The sequence below is a fragment of the Clostridioides sp. LIBA-6822 genome, from assembly GCF_056688955.1.
Map to the genome: position 1 here is coordinate 12588 of NZ_CP196995.1, position 19417 is coordinate 32004.

Consider the following 19417-nt stretch of genomic DNA (forward strand, 5'->3'; position numbering starts at 1 on the left):
TTTTTAACTGGTCAAGTTATTAAGGGTGCAGGGCGGATGCCTTGGCACTAGGAGCCGATGAAGGACGTGATAAGCTGCGATAAGCTTCGGGGAGTTGCACGTAAACTTTGATCCGAAGATTTCCGAATGAGGAAACTCACTTAGAGTAATGTCTAAGTATCATTAAGTGAATACATAGCTTAATGAGGGGAACTCAGGGAACTGAAACATCTAAGTACCTGAAGGAAGAGAAAGAAATTCGATTCCGTAAGTAGCGGCGAGCGAACGCGGAATAGCCCAAACCAATAAAGTTTTCTTTATTGGGGTTGCGGACATATCATAACGAAGAGGTATCGTAATTGAAGAGGTTTGGAAAGACCCACCACAGAAGGTAATAGTCCTGTATGTTAAACGAGAAGACTTCAGATATGATCCAGAGTACCACGGGACACGTGAAACCCTGTGGGAAGCAGGAGGGACCACCCTCCAAGGCTAAATACTACCTAGTGACCGATAGCGTATAGTACCGTGAGGGAAAGGTGAAAAGAACCCCGGGAGGGGAGTGAAATAGAACCTGAAACCCTGCACTTACAAGCTGTGGAAGCACATTTCTTGTGTGACCGCGTACTTTTTGTAGAACGGGCCAACGAGTTACGTTAAGTAGCAAGGTTAAGCACTTAAGGTGTGGAGCCGTAGCGAAAGCGAGTTTTAACTGAGCGTTCAGTTACTTGACGTAGACCCGAAACCGGGCGACCTACCCATGAGCAGGATGAAGCGAAAGTAAAATTTCGTGGAGGTCCGAACCCACGAGCGTTGAAAAGCTCGGGGATGACTTGTGGGTAGCGGTGAAATTCCAATCGAGCCCGGAGATAGCTGGTTCTCCCCGAAATAGCTTTAGGGCTAGCCTCAAGGTGAGAGATACGGAGGTAGAGCACTGAATGTCCTAGGGGGTATTGCACCTACCGAAGACTATCAAACTCCGAATGCCGTCATCTTATACTTGGGAGTCAGACTGTGGGTGATAAGATTCATAGTCGAAAGGGCAACAGCCCAGATCGTCAGCTAAGGTCCCTAAATGTAAGTTAAGTGGTAAAGGATGTGGGATTGCACAGACAACCAGGATGTTGGCTTAGAAGCAGCCACTCATTCAAAGAGTGCGTAATAGCTCACTGGTCGAGTGATCCTGCGCCGAAGATTTCCGGGGCTAAAACTTACTACCGAAGCTACGGCATCATTATGATGGGTAGGGGAGCTTCCCATACGGGTTGAAGCATGACCGTAAGGACATGTGGACAGTATGGGAGTGAGAATGTTGGCATGAGTAGCGAGATGTGGGTGAGAATCCCACAGGCCGTAAACCCAAGGTTTCCAGGGGAAGGTTCGTCCGCCCTGGGTTAGTCGGGACCTAAGCTGAGGCCGAAAGGCGTAGGTGATGGACAACAGGTTGATATTCCTGTACTACCGATAACCGTTTGAGAGATGGGATGACACAGTAGGATAAGCTAAGCACACTGTTGGTTATGTGTGCCCAAGCATTGAGGCAGTCAGAGTAGGTAAATCCGCTTTGATAATGCTGGGATGTGATGGGGAGCGAAATTTAGTAGCGAAGTAGCTGATTTCACACTGTCAAGAAAAGTCTCTATCGAGGTTAAAGGTACCCGTACCGCAAACCGACACAGGTGGGTGAGGAGAGTATCCTAAGGCCCGCGAGAGAACTGTTGTTAAGGAACTCGGCAAAATGACCCCGTAACTTAGGGATAAGGGGTGCCACCATCCGGTGGCCGCAGAGAATAGGCCCAAGCGACTGTTTACCAAAAACATAGGTTTCTGCTAAGTCGCAAGACGATGTATAGGAGCTGACGCCTGCCCGGTGCTGGAAGGTTAAGGGGATCTGTTAGAGTAATCGAAGCAGTGAACTTAAGCCCCAGTAAACGGCGGCCGTAACTATAACGGTCCTAAGGTAGCGAAATTCCTTGTCGGGTAAGTTCCGACCCGCACGAAAGGCGTAACGATTTGGGCACTGTCTCAACAACAGACTCGGTGAAATTGTAATTCCGGTGAAGATGCCGGATACCTGCGACAGGACGGAAAGACCCCATGGAGCTTTACTGTAGCTTGACATTGGGTCTTGGTACTACATGTACAGGATAGGTGGGAGGCTTTGAAACCAGGACGCCAGTTTTGGCGGAGCCATCCTTGGGATACCACCCTTGTAGTACTGGGACTCTAACCATAGGCCATGAATCTGGTCTTGGGACACTGTCAGGTGGGCAGTTTGACTGGGGCGGTCGCCTCCCAAAAGGTAACGGAGGCGCTCAAAGGTTCTCTCAGTACGGTCGGAAATCGTACGTAGAGTGTAAAGGCAAAAGAGAGCTTGATTGCAAGACATACAGGTCGAGCAAGGATGAAAATCGGACTTAGTGATCCGGTGGTTCTGCGTGGAAGGGCCATCGCTCAACGGATAAAAGCTACCCTGGGGATAACAGGCTTATCTCCCCCAAGAGTCCACATCGACGGGGAGGTTTGGCACCTCGATGTCGGCTCATCACATCCTGGGGCTGTAGTAGGTCCCAAGGGTTGGGCTGTTCGCCCATTAAAGTGGTACGCGAGCTGGGTTCAGAACGTCGTGAGACAGTTCGGTCCCTATCCGTCGCAGGCGTAGGAAATTTGAGAAGACCTGTCCTTAGTACGAGAGGACCGGGATGGACGTACCTCTGGTGTACCAGTTGTTCTGCCAAGGGCATGGCTGGGTAGCTATGTACGGAATGGATAAGCGCTGAAAGCATCTAAGCGCGAAGCCAACTTCAAGATAAGATTTCCCACCGCAAGGGTAAGACCCCAGAAAGACTATCTGGTTGATAGGTCGAAGGTGTAAGTGCAGCAATGTATTTAGCTTATCGATACTAATAGGTCGAGGACTTGACCAAATTATTTGATGTTCATTCAGTAAAATATATGTGTAGTTTTTAGAGTGCTAACTCTATATGTTTAAACTTGTCAAAAATTATAGATTTTTAGTAGTTTTATAAACTAAAAAATCGAATAAAAAAAGTATTGACATAATAAGACAAAGATGTTATTATAATACTTGTCTTAGAAAAAAGTTAAATGAAAATTTAGACAATAATCTGGTTATAATAGCAGAGAGGATACACCTGTTCCCATTCCGAACACAGAAGTTAAGCTCTCTAGCGCTGATGGTACTTGGTGGGAAACTGCCTGGGAGAGTAGGACATAGCCAGGTGATGTGCCGAAGTGGCGGAACTGGCAGACGCACAGGACTTAAAATCCTGCGGGACTTACCTCTCGTACCGGTTCGATTCCGGTCTTCGGCACCACAAATTATTGTGGGCCATTAGCTCAGTTGGTTAGAGCGCCCGGCTCATAACCGGTAGGTCTGGGGTTCGAGTCCCTGATGGCCCACCACAATAATTTAAAGAACTTTGAAAATTAAACAGTAGGTTAATTTATAAAACAAGAAACAAACCATAAAGCCAGATATTTTGATAACAATAGTATCTGAGCCTGATAAACTTTTATTTGAGAGTTTGATCCTGGCTCAGGATGAACGCTGGCGGCGTGCCTAACACATGCAAGTTGAGCGATTTACTTCGGTAAAGAGCGGCGGACGGGTGAGTAACGCGTGGGTAACCTACCCTGTACACACGGATAACATACCGAAAGGTATGCTAATACGGGATAACATATTTGAGAGGCATCTCTTAAATATCAAAGGTGAGCCAGTACAGGATGGACCCGCGTCTGATTAGCTAGTTGGTAAGGTAACGGCTTACCAAGGCGACGATCAGTAGCCGACCTGAGAGGGTGATCGGCCACATTGGAACTGAGACACGGTCCAAACTCCTACGGGAGGCAGCAGTGGGGAATATTGCACAATGGGCGAAAGCCTGATGCAGCAACGCCGCGTGAGTGATGAAGGCCTTCGGGTCGTAAAACTCTGTCCTCAAGGAAGATAATGACGGTACTTGAGGAGGAAGCCCCGGCTAACTACGTGCCAGCAGCCGCGGTAATACGTAGGGGGCTAGCGTTATCCGGATTTACTGGGCGTAAAGGGTGCGTAGGCGGTCTTTCAAGTCAGGAGTGAAAGGCTACGGCTCAACCGTAGTAAGCTCTTGAAACTGGGAGACTTGAGTGCAGGAGAGGAGAGTGGAATTCCTAGTGTAGCGGTGAAATGCGTAGATATTAGGAGGAACACCAGTTGCGAAGGCGGCTCTCTGGACTGTAACTGACGCTGAGGCACGAAAGCGTGGGGAGCAAACAGGATTAGATACCCTGGTAGTCCACGCTGTAAACGATGAGTACTAGGTGTCGGGGGTTACCCCCCTCGGTGCCGCAGCTAACGCATTAAGTACTCCGCCTGGGAAGTACGCTCGCAAGAGTGAAACTCAAAGGAATTGACGGGGACCCGCACAAGTAGCGGAGCATGTGGTTTAATTCGAAGCAACGCGAAGAACCTTACCTAAGCTTGACATCCCAATGACATCTCCTTAATCGGAGACTTCCCTTCGGGGACATTGGTGACAGGTGGTGCATGGTTGTCGTCAGCTCGTGTCGTGAGATGTTGGGTTAAGTCCCGCAACGAGCGCAACCCTTGTCTTTAGTTGCCATCATTAAGTTGGGCACTCTAGAGAGACTGCCAGGGATAACCTGGAGGAAGGTGGGGATGACGTCAAATCATCATGCCCCTTATGCTTAGGGCTACACACGTGCTACAATGGGTAGTACAGAGGGTTGCCAAGCCGTAAGGTGGAGCTAATCCCTTAAAGCTACTCTCAGTTCGGATTGTAGGCTGAAACTCGCCTACATGAAGCTGGAGTTACTAGTAATCGCAGATCAGAATGCTGCGGTGAATGCGTTCCCGGGTCTTGTACACACCGCCCGTCACACCACGGGAGTTGGAGACGCCCGAAGCCGATTATCTAACCTTTTGGAAGAAGTCGTCGAAGGTGGAATCAATAACTGGGGTGAAGTCGTAACAAGGTAGCCGTATCGGAAGGTGCGGCTGGATCACCTCCTTTCTAAGGAGAATTGCCTACTGTTTAATTTTGAAAGTTCTTTATGAACTTCATATTTGGGGGTGTAGCTCAGTTGGGAGAGCACTTGCCTTGCAAGCAAGGGGTCAGGAGTTCGACTCTCCTCATCTCCACCATTTAAGAGCATATTACTTAAATCTTTGATTTATCTAGTAGACTCTTACATTGCACTTTAAGCTTATTTTTATACAAGCCTTGTGCATTAGCACCTTAAGCAACAGAATAAACTGAACGAATGTGAAGTTTGTTTGTTGGCGACGTGCGTTAGCACTTTAAGCAACGGGATTTATCCGTTGGCGTTGTGCGTTAGCACTTTGAAAACTGCATATATATTTAGTGATATGACATCTAATTTGTAATATATAAAGCTGATAACTTTTAAAAATTATCAAGTTGATAGACTTTAATCTATCAAACCTTTTTAACTGGTCAAGTTATTAAGGGTGCAGGGCGGATGCCTTGGCACTAGGAGCCGATGAAGGACGTGATAAGCTGCGATAAGCTTCGGGGAGTTGCACGTAAACTTTGATCCGAAGATTTCCGAATGAGGAAACTCACTTAGAGTAATGTCTAAGTATCATTAAGTGAATACATAGCTTAATGAGGGGAACTCAGGGAACTGAAACATCTAAGTACCTGAAGGAAGAGAAAGAAATTCGATTCCGTAAGTAGCGGCGAGCGAACGCGGAATAGCCCAAACCAATAAAGTTTTCTTTATTGGGGTTGCGGACATATCATAACGAAGAGGTATCGTAATTGAAGAGGTTTGGAAAGACCCACCACAGAAGGTAATAGTCCTGTATGTTAAACGAGAAAACTTCAGATATGATCCAGAGTACCACGGGACACGTGAAACCCTGTGGGAAGCAGGAGGGACCACCCTCCAAGGCTAAATACTACCTAGTGACCGATAGCGTATAGTACCGTGAGGGAAAGGTGAAAAGAACCCCGGGAGGGGAGTGAAATAGAACCTGAAACCCTGCACTTACAAGCTGTGGAAGCACATTTCTTGTGTGACCGCGTACTTTTTGTAGAACGGGCCAACGAGTTACGTTAAGTAGCAAGGTTAAGCACTTAAGGTGTGGAGCCGTAGCGAAAGCGAGTTTTAACTGAGCGTTCAGTTACTTGACGTAGACCCGAAACCGGGCGACCTACCCATGAGCAGGATGAAGCGAAAGTAAAATTTCGTGGAGGTCCGAACCCACGAGCGTTGAAAAGCTCGGGGATGACTTGTGGGTAGCGGTGAAATTCCAATCGAGCCCGGAGATAGCTGGTTCTCCCCGAAATAGCTTTAGGGCTAGCCTCAAGGTGAGAGATACGGAGGTAGAGCACTGAATGTCCTAGGGGGTATTGCACCTACCGAAGACTATCAAACTCCGAATGCCGTCATCTTATACTTGGGAGTCAGACTGTGGGTGATAAGATTCATAGTCGAAAGGGCAACAGCCCAGATCGTCAGCTAAGGTCCCTAAATGTAAGTTAAGTGGTAAAGGATGTGGGATTGCACAGACAACCAGGATGTTGGCTTAGAAGCAGCCACTCATTCAAAGAGTGCGTAATAGCTCACTGGTCGAGTGATCCTGCGCCGAAGATTTCCGGGGCTAAAACTTACTACCGAAGCTACGGCATCATTATGATGGGTAGGGGAGCTTCCCATACGGGTTGAAGCATGACCGTAAGGACATGTGGACAGTATGGGAGTGAGAATGTTGGCATGAGTAGCGAGATGTGGGTGAGAATCCCACAGGCCGTAAACCCAAGGTTTCCAGGGGAAGGTTCGTCCGCCCTGGGTTAGTCGGGACCTAAGCTGAGGCCGAAAGGCGTAGGTGATGGACAACAGGTTGATATTCCTGTACTACCGATAACCGTTTGAGAGATGGGATGACACAGTAGGATAAGCTAAGCACACTGTTGGTTATGTGTGCCCAAGCATTGAGGCAGTCAGAGTAGGTAAATCCGCTTTGATAATGCTGGGATGTGATGGGGAGCGAAATTTAGTAGCGAAGTAGCTGATTTCACACTGTCAAGAAAAGTCTCTATCGAGGTTAAAGGTACCCGTACCGCAAACCGACACAGGTGGGTGAGGAGAGTATCCTAAGGCCCGCGAGAGAACTGTTGTTAAGGAACTCGGCAAAATGACCCCGTAACTTAGGGATAAGGGGTGCCACCATCCGGTGGCCGCAGAGAATAGGCCCAAGCGACTGTTTACCAAAAACATAGGTTTCTGCTAAGTCGCAAGACGATGTATAGGAGCTGACGCCTGCCCGGTGCTGGAAGGTTAAGGGGATCTGTTAGAGCAATCGAAGCAGTGAACTTAAGCCCCAGTAAACGGCGGCCGTAACTATAACGGTCCTAAGGTAGCGAAATTCCTTGTCGGGTAAGTTCCGACCCGCACGAAAGGCGTAACGATTTGGGCACTGTCTCAACAACAGACTCGGTGAAATTGTAATTCCGGTGAAGATGCCGGATACCTGCGACAGGACGGAAAGACCCCATGGAGCTTTACTGTAGCTTGACATTGGGTCTTGGTACTACATGTACAGGATAGGTGGGAGGCTTTGAAACCAGGACGCCAGTTTTGGCGGAGCCATCCTTGGGATACCACCCTTGTAGTACTGGGACTCTAACCATAGGCCATGAATCTGGTCTTGGGACACTGTCAGGTGGGCAGTTTGACTGGGGCGGTCGCCTCCCAAAAGGTAACGGAGGCGCTCAAAGGTTCTCTCAGTACGGTCGGAAATCGTACGTAGAGTGTAAAGGCAAAAGAGAGCTTGATTGCAAGACATACAGGTCGAGCAAGGATGAAAATCGGACTTAGTGATCCGGTGGTTCTGCGTGGAAGGGCCATCGCTCAACGGATAAAAGCTACCCTGGGGATAACAGGCTTATCTCCCCCAAGAGTCCACATCGACGGGGAGGTTTGGCACCTCGATGTCGGCTCATCACATCCTGGGGCTGTAGTAGGTCCCAAGGGTTGGGCTGTTCGCCCATTAAAGTGGTACGCGAGCTGGGTTCAGAACGTCGTGAGACAGTTCGGTCCCTATCCGTCGCAGGCGTAGGAAATTTGAGAAGACCTGTCCTTAGTACGAGAGGACCGGGATGGACGTACCTCTGGTGTACCAGTTGTTCTGCCAAGGGCATGGCTGGGTAGCTATGTACGGAATGGATAAGCGCTGAAAGCATCTAAGCGCGAAGCCAACTTCAAGATAAGATTTCCCACCGCAAGGGTAAGACCCCAGAAAGACTATCTGGTTGATAGGTCGAAGGTGTAAGTGCAGCAATGTATTTAGCTTATCGATACTAATAGGTCGAGGACTTGACCAAATTATTTGATGTTCATTCAGTAAAATATATGTGTAGTTTTTAGAGTGCTAACTCTAAAGAAACTAGTATTACTAGATTCTAATAACTTAATAGATATATTAAGCATAGAGATTATGTGGTTACAATAGCAGAGAGGATACACCTGTTCCCATTCCGAACACAGAAGTTAAGCTCTCTAGCGCTGATGGTACTTGGTGGGAAACTGCCTGGGAGAGTAGGACGTAGCCACGTAATCTTTTTTATTTGCAATAAAATTTAAGATTAAATAGAATATAAAGTCAATATTGATTTATAATAAGATAAAATATAGAATTATATAGTATAGGTAAAGTTTTTGATTTAGAAAGAAGGTGTAATATGAATTCTGATGAAAGAAGAAGCAAATTAATAGATATTTTAAAAGAATCTAAGTGCCCTGTAAAAGGTGGAATGCTAGCTGAGATATTAAATGTAAGTAGACAAGTAATAGTACAAGATATAGCCCTTATAAGAGCTAGAGGATTTGAAATAATAGCTACACCTCAAGGATATATAATATATAATCAACCATATTTTACAAAACAAATAAAATGTAAGAATCACAAGAACTCTAAAGAAATTTACGATGAATTAAAGATTATTGTAGATTTAGGTGGGATTGTAAAAGATGTCATTGTAAATCATCCAACATATGGTCAGATAACTGCAGAACTTAACATTTATTCTAAGATGGATATAGATAATTTTATGAAGAAGGTTGAGACAAATGAATTTAAGCAGTTATCAGTTCTGACAGAATGTAGTCATATTCATACAGTTGAGGCGCTAAAAGAAGAGACTATAGAAGCTATAACAAAAGAATTAGAGGACAGAGGAATATTATCATAAGGAGGAGTTAAATGAATTTTTTATCATTGGCTAAGACTGCTTCAACAAATAGTAATATAACTAAGAGAACTTTAGAAAATATGCTTAATAACTTTAGTGATAATATACCAAATATTATATATGCAATAATTGTATTTGTAATAGGTATCTATATATCTAAGATAGTAAGAAAGATGGTTTCAAAGTTTTTAATCAAATATGGAATGAGTAAAGGTGTAAATAATTTCATTGTATATGGAATATATATATCTATGCTATCTATTATATCATTGATAAGTTTGGGAATTATAGGAATACAAACTACTTCAGTTGTAGCTGTATTAGGAGCTGCTGGATTTAGTATAGGTTTAGCATTTAAAGAAATATTATCAAACCTAGGCTCAGGTATGATTATTTTATTTTTTAAGCCATTTAACATAGGTGATTATATTCAAGGTTCAGGTGTAGAAGGTACAGTTTCTGATATACAGATATTTAGTACTGTTCTAAAAACTCCAGATAATAAAACCATAATTATACCAAATTTTCAATTGACAAGTAATAATATAATTAATTACACACATCAAAATAAAAGAAGAATAGATTTTTCTTATAATATTTCCTATGATAGTGATATAGATGTAGTTAAGTCTATATTGAATGAAATTTTTACAAATGAAAAAAGAATATTAGATGACCCAAAACCTATAATAGGTTTAAACTCTATAGGAAATAATACCATGCAAATAGTTGCTAGACCATGGGTTAAAACTGATGATTACTGGGATGTATACTTTGATATAATGGAAAAAGTCAAAAATAAATTTGATGAAAATAATATAAAAGTTCCATTTGTTCCTTCTTCATTGTTATTTAATAATATAAGCAATTTAAATACAATGGATAAAAGATAGAATTTTAATTAAATAAAAAAAATGAATTTAATATAAAAAATTAAAGAAAATTCTAAAAAAATTTGAATAATAGTATTGAAAGATGTTAATATATATAATATAATGATTATCAAATAAAACAATTAGTTAAAAAGCGGTGAAGGAAAATAGTAAAAAACAGATTGTATTCAGAGAATGAGTGGATGGTGAGAACTCATTACAATGGTTTTTGAATCTACTCTAGAGCTTCTAGTTAAAGCTAGACGTTTACCTACGTTATAGGTCTGAGAGGATTATACACTTTAGTATAATCAATTAGGGTGGCAACGCGGATAAAAGATTTTCGTCCCTTTTATAGGGTAAACGGAGGTCTTTTTTTATTTCTCAAATTTGTTTAAACTAAAGGTTTATAGCTATAATACTTGTAAATTAATTGGAATTATAATTTAGATTATCAAAATTATTAGGAGGAATTAATATGTTAGATATTAAAAGAATAAGAGAAAATTTAGATGATATCAAGAAAGCTATGGATAGAAGAGGTGAAAAAGAATTTGACCTTGATGCTGTAGTGGAATTAGATAATAAAAGAAGAGAAATACTTCAAGAAGTTGAAGTTATGAAAAATGAATTAAATGTAAATTCTAAAAATATACCACAATTAATAAAAGAAGGAAAAGATGTAACAGAAGAAAAAGCAAGATTAAAAGAGTTATCAGACAAGATAAAAGGTATTGATGAAAAAGTAAAAGAAGTAGAAGCAAAAATGGAATACACATTGATGAGAATACCAAATGTTCCTCATCCTGAGGTACCACAAGGCGAAACAGATGAAGATAATGTTCAAGTAAGAACTTGGGGAGAACCTACTAAATTTGATTTCGAGCATAAAGCACATTGGGATATTGGTACTGGTCTAGGTATATTAGATTTTGAAAGAGCTGGAAAAATAACTGGTTCAAGGTTTACTCTATATAGAGGTCTAGGTGCTAGACTAGAAAGATCTTTAATGAATTTCTTTTTAAATACTCATACAGCTAAACATGGATATACAGAAGTTTTACCTCCATTTATGGCTAATAGAAATAGTTTTATAGGTACAGGTCAACTTCCTAAATTTGAAGAAGATATGTTTAAGATAGAAGGACTAGAGTATTTCTTAATACCAACAGCTGAAGTACCTGTTACTAATATACATGCTAATGAAATATTAGATGTCGCAGAACTTCCAATTAAATATTGTGCATATACTCCTTGTTTTAGATCTGAAGCAGGTTCAGCAGGAAGAGATACAAGAGGTTTAGTTAGACAACATCAATTTAATAAAGTTGAGTTAGTTAAATTTGTTAAACCAGAAGATTCTTATGATGAATTAGAATCATTAACTCATGATGCTGAAACTATGCTACAAATGTTAGGTCTTCCATATAGAGTTGTAAAAATATGTACAGGAGATTTAGGATTCACAGCTGCATTTAAATATGATTTAGAAGTTTGGATGCCAAGTTACAATAGATATGTAGAAATATCTTCTTGTTCAAACTTTGAAGACTTCCAAGCTAGAAGAGCTGGAATAAGATTTAAAAGAGATAAAAAATCAAAAGCAGAATATGTTCATACTTTAAATGGTTCTGGATTAGCTATAGGAAGATGTTTAGCTGCTATATTAGAAAATTATCAGCAAGCAGATGGTTCTGTAGTAGTTCCAGAAGAATTAAGACCTTATATGGGTGTTGATGTTATAAGATAATTCTATTTAATATCATATGTAGAAAGATATTTTAATATAAAAGATATACTATGAATGAACAATAAATTAAAAAGGCTATGAAATTATTAATATAATTATTAAATTTCATAGCTTTTTTATGTCAATTTATATAACAGAATGTTTATCATAAAATACTAAATATCTTTATAAATCAACACTTATGTAAATGAATAAAGATTATTTTAGAACTAATTTAAATAAAATATAGCTATATCTATTAATAATTAAATAAACAAAATAAAATTAAGTTGAATTATAAAATGAATTATGATAAGATAAGTTTGTTATAAGTTTTGGGAGGAATTATGGAAAGTTCATTTTATATGAAAGAAGCATTAAAGGAAGCATATAAAGCATATAATAAAAGAGAAACACCAATAGGTGCTATTATAGTTAAAGATAATGAAATAATAGCTAGAGCCCATAACCTTACAGAAACATTAAAAGATTCTACAGCTCATGCAGAAATGTTGGCGATAAAACAAGCATCAGAAAAAATAGGTGGCTGGAGGTTGACTGATTGTGATTTATATGTTACAATGGAACCTTGCATAATGTGTAGTGGTGCAATAGTTAATTCTAGAATAAAAAAGCTTATAATAGGGACAAGACATGTAAAAAATTCATATATAGAAAAACAGCATGAGTTTAAATTAGATTATTTTAATAATAATAATGTAAAAGTGGCTTTTGATGTTTTGCAAGAAGAATGCTCGATCATATTGCAAGAATTTTTTAAGGCATTAAGAAAAAGAGATTAAGGAGAGATGGTCGAGTGGTCGAAGGCGCTCGCCTGGAAAGCGAGTATATGGGTAAAACTGTATCGTGGGTTCAAATCCCACTCTCTCCGCCAGAAACAATAAAAGTAATTAAATATGGTTGTAATTTTGCTGTACTAGATGGGGAGGTAGCGGTGCCCTGTAACCTGCAATCCGCTATAGCAGGATTGAATTCCATCTAAAGGCTTATTTTCTGTAGGGCCGCCCTAAATAAGTGGTGTTGATGCTTAGGTCCTGCGCAATGAAAGCTCATGAACCCCGTCAGATCCGGAAGGAAGCAGCGGTAAGTGATCACTTTTGTGTGCCGCGGGGGTGCCTAAGTTGAGCTAACTGTTTTGGTAACGCCTATGGAATTAAGTCGATAGATGGTGTACAGCATTTAATATATAAAAGACTAATCCCTTAGATAATGAGGGATTTTTTTATTAATTTTACTAAAGAGAGGTAAAAAGATGCATAAAGCATTATATAGAGCATATAGACCACAAAAGTTTGAGGACGTTATTGGTCAAGATCATATTATTAAGACTTTAAAAAATCAAATATACAATGATAATATAGGACATGCTTATTTGTTTTGCGGTACAAGAGGTACTGGTAAGACATCTACTGCAAAGATTTTTTCTAGAGCAGTTAACTGTTTAAATAAAATAAATGAAGAACCTTGTAATGAGTGTGAGATATGTGAATCTATATTAAAGGACAATACAATGGATGTTGTAGAAATAGATGCAGCATCAAATAACAGTGTAGATGATATAAGAGAACTTAGAGAAAGTGTGAAATATTCTCCAGCTAATGCTAAATATAAAGTATATATAATAGATGAGGTTCATATGTTGTCTCAAGGAGCTTTTAATGCACTATTAAAAACATTAGAGGAGCCTCCCTCATATGTAATCTTTATATTGGCTACTACTGAACCTCACAAGATACCTGCAACTATTTTATCGAGATGCCAAAGATACGATTTCAAAAGAGTTACAGTTAAGGACATGACTCTTAGAATGAAAAGGATTTGTGAAGATGAAGGAATTGATATAGATGATAAAGCTCTTAACTTAATATCTAGGAATTCTCAAGGAGCACTTAGAGATGCTCTTAGTATATTAGACCAATGTATGTCATTTGGAGAGAATAAAATAGATTATAAAGATGTTGTTGAATTGATGGGAAGCGTCAATATAGAACAATTATTTGAATTGTCTCAATGTATTGTAGAACAAAATACTAAAAAATCTCTTGAGATATTAAATGAATTTGTTTTATGGGGAAAAGATATAAGAAACCTTATAAATGATTTGATTGATCATTTTAGAAATTTAATGGTATGTAAAGTATCATCAGAATTAGATGAAATAATTTCATTACCAGAAGAAACTATAGAACAACTTAAATTTCAATCTGAAGATATAGATATAAATGATTTAATAAGAATTTTAAATGTGTTATCAGCAACTCAAGATGATATAAAGTCATCTTCAAATCCAAGGGTCTTGGTGGAAATAACTATGATGAAGATTGCTCAACCAATGTTTGATGAAAGTAAAGAAGCTCTTATTAAAAGAGTTGAAAACTTAGAAAAAATGATTGAATTGGGTAGCTTTAAAGTTTCAAAACAGGATAATAGTAAAGAAAAAGAATATGATGTAGATAGAGACATAAATGTAAAAAAAGAAAATGTAGTTTATGAAGAGGTAAAAAATGAGGATGTTATACTTATAGAGTCATCTTGGAAGAATATACTTAAACAAATTAAAAAAGATAAAAAAATGCCAATATATGCACTTTTAAGTGAGGTAAAAAGTTTTAATGTATATTCTAATATGTTATACGTTATATTTGATGATAAATTTGATTTTGCAAAAACTAGACTAAGCTCCCAAGATACAATAAATTATCTAGAAAAAATAATAAGAGATGTTTTAAATAGAAGTTTTAATGTGAAAATAGTGTTGACATCAGAAGTTAAAGATATAAATCTTGAAGTTAAAGAGAAAAAAGACATTGGTGAAGAGATTTTAAAGAACATAGTAAATGAAGAGATACTAGAAATAAAAGATAGTATTGATGAAAATGAAAGTAAATAATAAAATATTATTATGATATAATAATAAAATGAAAATAAGTTTAGGAGGAATAGTATTTATGGCTAAAAAAGGTTTTGGAGGCGGAATGATGCCTGGTGGTGGAAATATGAACAATTTATTAAAACAGGCTCAAAAGATGCAAGAAAATATGCAAAAAGCTCAACAAGAGTTAGAAAATAAAGAAGTAGAAGCTTCAGTTGGCGGAGGAGCAGTTACTGTAAAAGTTAATGGTAAGAAAGAAGTTTTGGATATAACTATTAAACCAGAAGTAGTTGACCCAGATGATATAGAAATGCTACAAGATTTAGTTTTAAGTGCAATAAATCAAGCATTGAGAAATATTGATGATATACAAGCAAATCAAATGAATAAGGTAACTGGAGGTATGAATATACCAGGGTTATTCTAGTAGGTGATATTTATGCAAGTTTATACAGGTCCAATAACGAGACTTATAGAAGAATTTTCAAAGCTTCCCGGAGTGGGGAGAAAGACTGCTCAAAGATTGGCATTTCATATTATTAGTATGAATACTAATGATGTAGAAGCTTTATCTAAAGCGATTATAGATGCAAAAAGAGAAATAAGATATTGTTCAATTTGTTGTAATATAACAGATACAGATCCATGTAGTATGTGTTCAAATAAAAATAGGGACTCTAGTGTCATATGTGTTGTAGAAGATCCAAGAGATGTAGCAGCTATGGAGAGAACGAGAGAGTTTAAGGGTCATTATCATGTATTAAATGGAGTAATTTCTCCAATGGATGGAATTGGTCCAGATATGCTAAAAATAAAGGAACTTATACAAAGGCTTGGAAATCAAGAAGTTAAAGAAATAATAATGGCAACAAATCCTACTATTGAAGGAGAAGCCACAGCTATGTATATTGCTAGATTAGTAAAGCCAATGGGAATTAAAGTTACTAGGATAGCTCATGGTCTTCCTGTTGGAGGAGATTTAGAGTATGCAGATGAAGTTACAATATCAAAAGCATTAGAAGGTAGAAGAGAGATATAAAAATCGAGGTTAATACCTCGATTTTTGTAATTTTTTGGTGTTAATTTCAAATTAATTTTGATTTAGATTTGTTGAATAAATTTCTTCTGTATTGTATAATTTGTTGTATAAATCATTTAAAAATTTTGATAGGGGTGCAACATGAAACCAATTATGAACTTAGAAGAACATAATGCAATGAAAGAAAAAAGAGTTAAAAAAATGAAATCAAAAGATAAACCTAAATATGATGATTTTGATGATATAAACTTTTCTAATAAGAAAAAAACCAAGAAAAGTGTACGAAACAAAAATACTGAATTCAGAAATAATTATAAAAACTATCAGTATGATTATGAAGAAGACTTTTATGAACCAATTTAATATTAAATAATTAGAAAATAAAAAATCCCTAATAGATAATATATACTATAGGGATTTTATTTATTTTATTAATTAGAAATTATACTTAAAATCAAATTAGCTATATTTTGGGCTGAATTTGATTTTCTTATTGATTTAATATTTCTTTTTAACATTTCTAACCTACTTGGGTCATCTATTAAAACTTTTAATAATATTGATAAATTATACTTTTTTGTAGTTCTAAGTGCTGCACCACAATTAGATAAAAAATCTAGATTCTCTTCTTCTTGACCAGGTATATAATATGGAACTATCATAGGCACATCTTTTAAGAGTGCTTCAGTTGTAGTAAGACCACCAGGTTTACTTACCAAGACATCTATAGAAGCTAAAATATCATTCATTTTATTAGTATATCCAAGAACACATACATTTTTATTATGAGAACGAGACATAAGTTTTTTTTCGATTTTTTCTTTTAAACTTTCATTTCTACCAGTTATTACAAGTATCTGAAAATCTCTATCAGTATCTAATAGTTCATCTAATGTTTCTTTTATATTTCCAGCTCCAAAACTACCACCCATAAGTAAAACAGTCAATTTATCAGGAGATAAATTCAACTCAGAAAGAACAATTTCTTTATCTCTGTGAGAAAGAAATGATTTTTCAACAGGAATTCCAAAAGTTCTAATTTTACTAGGTTCAACCCCATCAAATACCAATAATTCTTTTACATATTCATGACCAACTATATAATAATCAATTTCGTTTTGTATCCATGTAGAATGCGTAGTATAATCAGTTAATACAGAAATAAGTGGAGGTACATTGATAGTATTTGTATGATGTTTATAAAAATACTCTGTATAAGTATTGGATTCATTATTATGTAAGTTAAAGTTTTTTTTCAATGTACTAAGTGCAATCATTGGAAAAGGATGCGTTCCTATAATCAAATCTGGCTTTGTGCTTCTAATAAGTTTTTTAAATTTTTTTGCCATAAATGTTATTATTAAATTGTCTTTAAATTCATTTTTTGATAAAAGATTCGTTTCAGATAATCTATATACACTTCCATATGCTTTGGGGGTATATATAGCAGACTTTTCATATCCTCTTGAAATTATCTTATCCATTGTGTTATTAACTAATTTTAAACTATCTATTATTTCACATTCAATTGGCTCTCCATCAAGTGTTTTGGAAGTAAGTTCTTCTTTAATAGCTAGAGCAGCTCTATTATGTCCACCACCAGTGGAAGCAGACATTATTAATACTTTTTTGCTCATAATAAAATCCTCCTAAAATGTAGCATAGTATTTGTATGATATTATATTTTGATATATATAAATTGTCATTGTAAATCAAATTATTAATAAATTATTTTTTAATATTAATCTAATACAAGATTACAAAAATTACAAGTGAAAGAAATGTAAATTAATCTTATAAAATATGTGCTATTATAAATATCCATTATAAATAAAAAATTTAATTATAGAATAAAAAGGAAAATTGAGCATAGAATATATATTAGTTTTATGAAATAAACACTTCTAAACAGTATTAAATTTAAAAATTTGAATATAAAAAATATATGATAAATAAAAAATTAAAAAAAATGAAAAATTATATTGACTTAGATAAATAAAGGTGATATAGTATTACTTGTCCTTGAAAAAAGGAAAAAGAAATAAACACGAACATTGAAAATTAAACAGTAGGTTAATTTATATTAAGAAACAAACCATAAAGCCAGATATTTTGATAACAATAGTATCTGAGCCTGATAAACTTTTATTTGAGAGTTTGATCCTGGCTCAGGATGAACGCTGGCGGCGTGCCTAACACATGCAAGTTGAGCGATTTACTTCGGTAAAGAGCGGCGGACGGGTGAGTAACGCGTGGGTAACCTACCCTGTACACACGGATAACATACCGAAAGGTATGCTAATACGGGATAACATATTTGAGAGGCATCTCTTAAATATCAAAGGTGAGCCAGTACAGGATGGACCCGCGTCTGATTAGCTAGTTGGTAAGGTAACGGCTTACCAAGGCGACGATCAGTAGCCGACCTGAGAGGGTGATCGGCCACATTGGAACTGAGACACGGTCCAAACTCCTACGGGAGGCAGCAGTGGGGAATATTGCACAATGGGCGAAAGCCTGATGCAGCAACGCCGCGTGAGTGATGAAGGCCTTCGGGTCGTAAAACTCTGTCCTCAAGGAAGATAATGACGGTACTTGAGGAGGAAGCCCCGGCTAACTACGTGCCAGCAGCCGCGGTAATACGTAGGGGGCTAGCGTTATCCGGATTTACTGGGCGTAAAGGGTGCGTAGGCGGTCTTTCAAGTCAGGAGTGAAAGGCTACGGCTCAACCGTAGTAAGCTCTTGAAACTGGGAGACTTGAGTGCAGGAGAGGAGAGTGGAATTCCTAGTGTAGCGGTGAAATGCGTAGATATTAGGAGGAACACCAGTTGCGAAGGCGGCTCTCTGGACTGTAACTGACGCTGAGGCACGAAAGCGTGGGGAGCAAACAGGATTAGATACCCTGGTAGTCCACGCTGTAAACGATGAGTACTAGGTGTCGGGGGTTACCCCCCTCGGTGCCGCAGCTAACGCATTAAGTACTCCGCCTGGGAAGTACGCTCGCAAGAGTGAAACTCAAAGGAATTGACGGGGACCCGCACAAGTAGCGGAGCATGTGGTTTAATTCGAAGCAACGCGAAGAACCTTACCTAAGCTTGACATCCCAATGACATCTCCTTAATCGGAGACTTCCCTTCGGGGACATTGGTGACAGGTGGTGCATGGTTGTCGTCAGCTCGTGTCGTGAGATGTTGGGTTAAGTCCCGCAACGAGCGCAACCCTTGTCTTTAGTTGCCATCATTAAGTTGGGCACTCTAGAGAGACTGCCAGGGATAACCTGGAGGAAGGTGGGGATGACGTCAAATCATCATGCCCCTTATGCTTAGGGCTACACACGTGCTACAATGGGTAGTACAGAGGGTTGCCAAGCCGTAAGGTGGAGCTAATCCCTTAAAGCTACTCTCAGTTCGGATTGTAGGCTGAAACTCGCCTACATGAAGCTGGAGTTACTAGTAATCGCAGATCAGAATGCTGCGGTGAATGCGTTCCCGGGTCTTGTACACACCGCCCGTCACACCACGGGAGTTGGAGACGCCCGAAGCCGATTATCTAACCTTTTGGAAGAAGTCGTCGAAGGTGGAATCAATAACTGGGGTGAAGTCGTAACAAGGTAGCCGTATCGGAAGGTGCGGCTGGATCACCTCCTTTCTAAGGAGAATT

Annotated in this window: 9 protein-coding genes, 4 tRNA genes, 6 rRNA genes, 1 other RNA gene and 1 other annotated feature; of the genes, 19 read left to right on the forward strand and 1 reads right to left on the reverse strand. The window is 38.6% G+C overall.

Features of this window, described 5'->3' with window-relative positions; translation table 11 throughout:
- Nucleotides 1-9 precede the first annotated feature (9 nt).
- The 18 genes from ACTG48_RS00065 (at nt 10) to ACTG48_RS00150 (ending at nt 16120) form a co-directional block, all read left to right on the forward strand.
- Nucleotides 10-2906, forward strand: a 23S ribosomal RNA gene (locus tag ACTG48_RS00065).
- A gap of 200 nt (nt 2907-3106) precedes the next feature.
- A 5S ribosomal RNA gene (rrf, locus tag ACTG48_RS00070) occupies nt 3107-3223 on the forward strand.
- Between the two features lie 5 nt (nt 3224-3228).
- Nucleotides 3229-3317, forward strand: a tRNA-Leu gene (locus ACTG48_RS00075).
- A gap of 11 nt (nt 3318-3328) precedes the next feature.
- A tRNA-Ile gene (locus ACTG48_RS00080) sits at nt 3329-3405 on the forward strand.
- Between the two features lie 110 nt (nt 3406-3515).
- Nucleotides 3516-5018, forward strand: a 16S ribosomal RNA gene (locus ACTG48_RS00085).
- A gap of 55 nt (nt 5019-5073) precedes the next feature.
- Nucleotides 5074-5149, forward strand: a tRNA-Ala gene (locus ACTG48_RS00090).
- Between the two features lie 311 nt (nt 5150-5460).
- Nucleotides 5461-8357, forward strand: a 23S ribosomal RNA gene (locus ACTG48_RS00095).
- A gap of 114 nt (nt 8358-8471) precedes the next feature.
- Nucleotides 8472-8588, forward strand: a 5S ribosomal RNA gene (gene rrf / locus ACTG48_RS00100).
- The 16S, 23S and 5S rRNA genes sit together here with 3 tRNA genes alongside, the layout of an rRNA operon.
- A gap of 126 nt (nt 8589-8714) precedes the next feature.
- Nucleotides 8715-9224, forward strand: a complete 510-nt coding sequence (locus ACTG48_RS00105; protein ID WP_479917848.1) for a 3H domain-containing protein — start codon at nt 8715-8717, stop codon at nt 9222-9224.
- Nucleotides 9225-9235: 11 nt separating this feature from the next.
- A complete protein-coding gene (locus ACTG48_RS00110) occupies nt 9236-10117 on the forward strand; it encodes a mechanosensitive ion channel family protein (protein ID WP_479917849.1) in 882 nt (293 codons plus the stop codon).
- A 127-nt stretch (nt 10118-10244) separates the two neighbouring features.
- Nucleotides 10245-10450: a binding site (T-box leader), on the forward strand.
- Nucleotides 10451-10574: 124 nt separating this feature from the next.
- Entirely contained in the window at nt 10575-11846 is a 1272-nt protein-coding gene (gene serS / locus ACTG48_RS00115) for a serine--tRNA ligase (RefSeq protein ID WP_479917850.1), read from the forward strand.
- A gap of 326 nt (nt 11847-12172) precedes the next feature.
- Nucleotides 12173-12628: a nucleoside deaminase gene (locus ACTG48_RS00120; RefSeq protein ID WP_479917851.1), complete on the forward strand. Its 456-nt coding sequence runs from the start codon at nt 12173-12175 to the stop codon at nt 12626-12628.
- Nucleotides 12629-12720: transfer RNA gene (locus tag ACTG48_RS00125), tRNA-Ser, on the forward strand.
- Between the two features lie 37 nt (nt 12721-12757).
- Nucleotides 12758-13022: signal recognition particle sRNA large type (gene ffs, locus ACTG48_RS00130), an RNA gene on the forward strand.
- Between the two features lie 76 nt (nt 13023-13098).
- Nucleotides 13099-14736 carry a DNA polymerase III subunit gamma/tau gene (gene dnaX / locus ACTG48_RS00135; protein WP_479917852.1) on the forward strand — a complete coding sequence of 546 codons (1638 nt, stop codon included), beginning with the start codon at nt 13099-13101 and terminating at the stop codon, nt 14734-14736.
- Nucleotides 14737-14794: 58 nt separating this feature from the next.
- A complete protein-coding gene (locus ACTG48_RS00140) occupies nt 14795-15145 on the forward strand; it encodes a YbaB/EbfC family nucleoid-associated protein (RefSeq protein WP_021382454.1) in 351 nt (116 codons plus the stop codon).
- A gap of 12 nt (nt 15146-15157) precedes the next feature.
- Nucleotides 15158-15757 carry a recombination mediator RecR gene (gene recR, locus ACTG48_RS00145; protein ID WP_479917853.1) on the forward strand — a complete coding sequence of 200 codons (600 nt, stop codon included), beginning with the start codon at nt 15158-15160 and terminating at the stop codon, nt 15755-15757.
- Between the two features lie 141 nt (nt 15758-15898).
- Complete coding sequence (locus tag ACTG48_RS00150; protein WP_021382448.1) at nt 15899-16120, forward strand: hypothetical protein; 222 nt, start codon at nt 15899-15901, stop codon at nt 16118-16120.
- A 68-nt stretch (nt 16121-16188) separates the two neighbouring features.
- Here ACTG48_RS00150 and ugtA read toward each other — a convergent pair whose 3' ends face one another.
- Entirely contained in the window at nt 16189-17394 is a 1206-nt protein-coding gene (ugtA, locus tag ACTG48_RS00155; RefSeq protein ID WP_021382451.1) for a glycolipid MHDRG biosynthesis glycosyltransferase UgtA, read from the reverse strand.
- Nucleotides 17395-17902: 508 nt separating this feature from the next.
- Between ugtA and ACTG48_RS00160 the strand changes: the two genes are divergently transcribed.
- Nucleotides 17903-19405: ribosomal RNA gene (locus ACTG48_RS00160) — 16S ribosomal RNA — on the forward strand.
- Nucleotides 19406-19417 lie beyond the last annotated feature (12 nt).

Bases quoted from the DNA above. Each gene is read 5' to 3' on its own strand.
- ugtA (WP_021382451.1), bottom strand. From the start codon at position 17,394: ATGAGCAAAAAAGTATTAATAATGTCTGCTTCCACTGGTGGTGGACAT.
- serS (WP_479917850.1), top strand. From the start codon at position 10,575: ATGTTAGATATTAAAAGAATAAGAGAAAATTTAGATGATATCAAGAAA.
- ACTG48_RS00140 (WP_021382454.1), top strand. From the start codon at position 14,795: ATGGCTAAAAAAGGTTTTGGAGGCGGAATGATGCCTGGTGGTGGAAAT.
- recR (WP_479917853.1), top strand. From the start codon at position 15,158: ATGCAAGTTTATACAGGTCCAATAACGAGACTTATAGAAGAATTTTCA.
- dnaX (WP_479917852.1), top strand. From the start codon at position 13,099: ATGCATAAAGCATTATATAGAGCATATAGACCACAAAAGTTTGAGGAC.
- ACTG48_RS00120 (WP_479917851.1), top strand. From the start codon at position 12,173: ATGGAAAGTTCATTTTATATGAAAGAAGCATTAAAGGAAGCATATAAA.
- ACTG48_RS00105 (WP_479917848.1), top strand. From the start codon at position 8,715: ATGAATTCTGATGAAAGAAGAAGCAAATTAATAGATATTTTAAAAGAA.
- ACTG48_RS00150 (WP_021382448.1), top strand. From the start codon at position 15,899: ATGAAACCAATTATGAACTTAGAAGAACATAATGCAATGAAAGAAAAA.
- ACTG48_RS00110 (WP_479917849.1), top strand. From the start codon at position 9,236: ATGAATTTTTTATCATTGGCTAAGACTGCTTCAACAAATAGTAATATA.